Origin of the sequence: Leucobacter sp. NPDC015123, assembly GCF_043080205.1 — a bacterium.
Classification (GTDB): Bacteria; Actinomycetota; Actinomycetes; order Actinomycetales; family Microbacteriaceae; genus Leucobacter; species Leucobacter aridicollis_A.
This window is the reverse complement of sequence record NZ_JBIBVH010000015.1, coordinates 1-5,574: the sequence shown is the minus strand read 5'-3', so window position 1 is coordinate 5,574 and position 5,574 is coordinate 1. Positions and strand designations below refer to the sequence as shown.

The 5,574-nt window shown below is 54.0% G+C and carries 3 rRNA genes; all 3 read left to right on the top strand.

The window, feature by feature from the left end:
* The first annotated feature begins 251 nt into the window (after positions 1 to 251).
* Positions 252 to 1,774 (top strand): 16S ribosomal RNA (locus tag ACF07D_RS16070).
* Between the two features lie 440 nt (positions 1,775 to 2,214).
* A 23S ribosomal RNA gene (locus ACF07D_RS16065) occupies positions 2,215 to 5,325 on the top strand.
* Positions 5,326 to 5,456: 131 nt separating this feature from the next.
* Positions 5,457 to 5,573 (top strand): 5S ribosomal RNA (rrf, locus tag ACF07D_RS16060).
* Together the 16S, 23S and 5S rRNA genes form the textbook arrangement of a ribosomal RNA operon.
* Position 5,574 lies beyond the last annotated feature (1 nt).

Below are 5,574 nucleotides of genomic sequence, written 5' to 3'. Positions count from 1 at the left end.
GATAGAAAAGTTGCTCTTCGGAAAGCCTCAGGGTGAGTACGGTGGGTGTCTGGATCTTGAGAACTCAATAGTGTGCACTTAAATTGTCAAATGCCAATTTATTATCCCCGGCATCAAGCTTTCTGGTTTGGTGTTGGAGATTCCTTTTTTGGATAACAAAGAAATTTCGTCAGTATTGATGAGTTTCTGTTGTCAGGTTAAACTCGCTCGCTTGCATGGCTTATTCCGCTGTGTGTGTGGGCATGTAATTTTTTACGGAGAGTTTGATCCTGGCTCAGGACGAACGCTGGCGGCGTGCTTAACACATGCAAGTCGAACGATGAAGCCCAGCTTGCTGGGTGGAAGAGTGGCGAACGGGTGAGTAACACGTGAGTAACCTGCCCTGAACTCTGGGATAAGCACTGGAAACGGTGTCTAATACTGGATACGACCTATCACCGCATGGTGTGTAGGTGGAAAGATTTATCGGTTCTGGATGGACTCGCGGCCTATCAGCTAGATGGTGAGGTAATGGCTCACCATGGCGACGACGGGTAGCCGGCCTGAGAGGGTGACCGGCCACACTGGGACTGAGACACGGCCCAGACTCCTACGGGAGGCAGCAGTGGGGAATATTGCACAATGGGCGCAAGCCTGATGCAGCAACGCCGCGTGAGGGATGACGGCCTTCGGGTTGTAAACCTCTTTTAGTAGGGAAGAAGCGAAAGTGACGGTACCTGCAGAAAAAGCACCGGCTAACTACGTGCCAGCAGCCGCGGTAATACGTAGGGTGCAAGCGTTGTCCGGAATTATTGGGCGTAAAGAGCTCGTAGGCGGCTTGTCGCGTCTGCTGTGAAATCCCGGGGCTCAACCCCGGGCCTGCAGTGGGTACGGGCAAGCTAGAGTGCGGTAGGGGAGATTGGAATTCCTGGTGTAGCGGTGGAATGCGCAGATATCAGGAGGAACACCGATGGCGAAGGCAGATCTCTGGGCCGCTACTGACGCTGAGGAGCGAAAGCATGGGGAGCGAACAGGATTAGATACCCTGGTAGTCCATGCCGTAAACGTTGGGAACTAGATGTAGGGCCTGTTCCACGGGTTCTGTGTCGTAGCTAACGCATTAAGTTCCCCGCCTGGGGAGTACGGCCGCAAGGCTAAAACTCAAAGGAATTGACGGGGGCCCGCACAAGCGGCGGAGCATGCGGATTAATTCGATGCAACGCGAAGAACCTTACCAAGGCTTGACATAACCGAGAACGCTGTAGAGATACAGAACTCTTTGGACACTCGGTTACAGGTGGTGCATGGTTGTCGTCAGCTCGTGTCGTGAGATGTTCGGTTAAGTCCGGCAACGAGCGCAACCCTCGTCCTATGTTGCCAGCACGTTATGGTGGGAACTCATGGGATACTGCCGTGGTCAACACGGAGGAAGGTGGGGATGACGTCAAATCATCATGCCCCTTATGTCTTGGGCTTCACGCATGCTACAATGGCCGATACAAAGGGCTGCGATACCGCGAGGTGGAGCGAATCCCAAAAAGTCGGTCTCAGTTCGGATTGGGGTCTGCAACTCGACCCCATGAAGTCGGAGTCGCTAGTAATCGCAGATCAGCAACGCTGCGGTGAATACGTTCCCGGGCCTTGTACACACCGCCCGTCAAGTCATGAAAGTCGGTAACACCCGAAGCCGGTGGCCTAACCCTTGTGGAGGGAGCCGTCGAAGGTGGGACTGGTGATTAGGACTAAGTCGTAACAAGGTAGCCGTACCGGAAGGTGCGGCTGGATCACCTCCTTTCTAAGGAGCACTCAGCAACATGGTTGCTGCAGAATGGTGCGTTCATCACCGATCGTGTGATGCGTAACCGCTCATGGGTGGAACATTTGATAAAGCAAGCTGTGATTAGCTTGCCTGTGTGAGTACATCATGTCCGTTTTCTGCGGGTGTGGGAGGAAAGCTTGGGTGAGTTGGTGATTGCTTCATTGAGTGCATACTGTTGGGTCCTGGAGACCCAGACCTGCTGATGCTTTTGGGTGTTGGTGGTGCTTGGTTTCTTCAGCCCTGGTGTCTAGAACGTGTTGTCTAGCTGTCCAGGGATTGACCGTACGTTGAGAACTACACAGTGGACGCGAGCATCTTCGATACACGCACCTGACCTTTCGAGGTTGTGGTGTGTGTCTCATTGGTCACGTGAGATTTTCGGATCTTACGTGTTTCTAAATAATTTACTTATGTGATTTCAAGTTTCGAAGAGCAAACGGTGGATGCCTTGGCATCTGGAGCCGAAGAAGGACGTAGTAATCTGCGATAAGCCTCGGGGAGCCGATAAACGGGCTGTGATTCGAGGATTTCCGAATGGGGAAACCCCGCCAGCGCGCGTGCGTAGCTGGTGACTCCCGCCTGAATATATAGGGCGGGTAGAGGGAACGTGGGGAAGTGAAACATCTCAGTACCCACAGGAAGAGAAAACAACATGTGATTCCGGTAGTAGTGGCGAGCGAACCCGGATGAGGCTAAACCGGTGGTGTGTGATACCTGGCAGGGGTTGCATCATCGGGGTTGTGGGACGTTTCAAGGAGCGCTGCCATGCTTCTAGCGTGAATGTTCAGGTTATAGGGGAACCGCTTGGAACGGCGGACCGGAGTGGGTGAGAGTCCCGTACCCGAAATGATCTGGCTGCGCGAGGCGTATCCCAAGTAGCACGGGGCCCGAGAAATCCCGTGTGAATCTGTCAGGACCACCTGATAAGCCTAAATACTCCCAGATGACCGATAGCGGACTAGTACCGTGAGGGAAAGGTGAAAAGTACCCCGGGAGGGGAGTGAAATAGTACCTGAAACCGTTTGCTTACAATCCGTTGGAGCAGCCTTGTTGCTGTGACAGCGTGCCTTTTGAAGAATGAGCCTGCGAGTTAGCGATATGTGGCGAGGTTAACCCGTGTGGGGAAGCCGTAGCGAAAGCGAGTCTGAATAGGGCGATTCAGTCGCATGTCCTAGACCCGAAGCGAAGTGATCTATCCATGGCCAGGCTGAAGCGCGTGTAAGAGCGCGTGGAGGGCCGAACCCACTTAGGTTGAAAACTGAGGGGATGAGCTGTGGATAGGGGTGAAAGGCCAATCAAACTTCGTGATAGCTGGTTCTCTCCGAAATGCATTTAGGTGCAGCGTTGCGTGTTTCTTGCCGGAGGTAGAGCTACTGGATGGCCGATGGGCCCTACAAGGTTACTGACGTCAGCTAAACTCCGAATGCCGGTAAGTGAGAGCGCAGCAGTGAGACTGTGGGGGATAAGCTTCATAGTCGAGAGGGAAACAACCCAGATCACCATCTAAGGTCCCAAAGCGCGTGCTAAGTGGAAAAGGATGTGGAGTTGCTGTGACAACCAGGAGGTTGGCTTAGAAGCAGCCACCCTTGAAAGAGTGCGTAATAGCTCACTGGTCAAGTGATTCCGCGCCGACAATGTAACGGGGCTCAAGCACGCCACCGAAGTTGTGGCATTCATATAACAGGTAGGCCTTCGTGGTCCAGCCGTATGGATGGGTAGGAGAGCGTCGTGTGGCGAGTGAAGCGGCGGTGTGAACCAGCCGTGGATGCCACACGAGTGAGAATGCAGGCATGAGTAGCGAAAGACGGGTGAGAAACCCGTCCTCCGGAAGACCAAGGGTTCCAGGGTCAAGCTAATCTTCCCTGGGTAAGTCGGGACCTAAGGCGAGGCCGACAGGCGTAGTCGATGGACAACGGGTTGATATTCCCGTACCGGCTGGTAACCGTTCAAGACCTAACCAGTAGTGCTAAGCAAACCAAAGCTTCATGGATCCTTCGGGTGATGTGGGGTGGCGGCTGCGAACCCGAACTGGGGTGGTGAGCGTGAGGTGTGACGCAGGAAGGTAGGTGATCCCGGGCGATGGTTGTCCCGGGCTAAGCATGTAGCCTGCGGGATAGGCAAATCCGTCCCGCATATAAGGGTGAGATGCGATGGGGACCCGTATGGGGAAGTCATTGATCCTATGCTGCCGAGAAAAGCATCGACGTGAGGTTGCTAGTTGCCCGTACCCCAAACCGACACAGGTGGTCAGGTAGAGAATACTAAGGAGCTCGAGATAATTATGGTGAAGGAACTCGGCAAAATGCCCCCGTAACTTCGGGAGAAGGGGGGCCATCCGCCTATTAGGATTTACTCCGAAAGGGTGTGGTGGCCGCAGAGACCAGTGGGGAACGACTGTTTACTAAAAACACAGGTCCGTGCTAACACGCAAGTGGACGTATACGGACTGACGCCTGCCCGGTGCTGGAAGGTTAAGAGGAGCGGTTAGCAGACTTGTCTGCGAAGCTGTGAATTTAAGCCCCAGTAAACGGCGGTGGTAACTATAACCATCCTAAGGTAGCGAAATTCCTTGTCGGGTAAGTTCCGACCTGCACGAATGGCGTAACGATTCCCCAGCTGTCTCCACCGTAAACTCGGCGAAATTGCAGTACGAGTAAAGATGCTCGTTACGCGCAGAAGGACGGAAAGACCCCGTGACCTTTACTACAGCTTGGTATTGGTGTTCGGTGTGGCTTGTGTAGGATAGGTGGGAGACTGTGAAGCGGGCACGCTAGTGTTCGTGGAGTCATTGTTGAAATACCACTCTGGTCATATTGGATATCTAACGACGAACCCTGATCGGGTTTTCGGACAGTGCCTGGTGGGTAGTTTAACTGGGGCGGTTGCCTCCCAAAAAGTAACGGAGGCGCCCAAAGGTTCCCTCAACCTGGTTGGCAATCAGGTGGCGAGTGTAAGTGCACAAGGGAGCTTGACTGTGAGACTGACAGGTCGAGCAGGGACGAAAGTCGGGACTAGTGATCCGGCAGTGGCTTGTGGAAGCGCTGTCGCTCAACGGATAAAAGGTACCTCGGGGATAACAGGCTGATCTTGCCCAAGAGTCCATATCGACGGCATGGTTTGGCACCTCGATGTCGGCTCGTCGCATCCTGGGGCTGGAGTCGGTCCCAAGGGTTGGGCTGTTCGCCCATTAAAGCGGTACGCGAGCTGGGTTTAGAACGTCGTGAGACAGTTCGGTCCCTATCCTCTGCGCGCGTTGGAAATTTGAGAGGATCTGACCCTAGTACGAGAGGACCGGGTTGGACGAACCTCTGGTGTGCCAGTTGTTCTGCCAAGGGCATGGCTGGTTGGCTACGTTCGGGATGGATAACCGCTGAAAGCATCTAAGCGGGAAGCCGGCCTCAAGATGAGATTTCCGTAGGAGTTTACTCCTGTGAGGCTCCCAGTAGATGACTGGGTTGATAGGCCAGATGTGGAAGCGCGGTAACGTGTGGAGCTGACTGGTACTAATAAGCCGATGACTTGACTTCATCCCAAATAGTGTTTTGGGGCATGAGTGAGTTGTGTAACGATGTTCGCGTCTACTTTGTGGTTCTTGACGTATGGCCACAACCCCAGCATGTTACGTGCCTGGTCGGGGTTGGTTTCATGTCAATAGAGTTTCGGTGGTTATAGCGTCAGGGAAACGCCCGGTCACATTCCGAACCCGGAAGCTAAGGCTGACAGCGCCGATGGTACTGCGAGGGGGACCTCGTGGGAGAGTAGGACACCGCCGAACA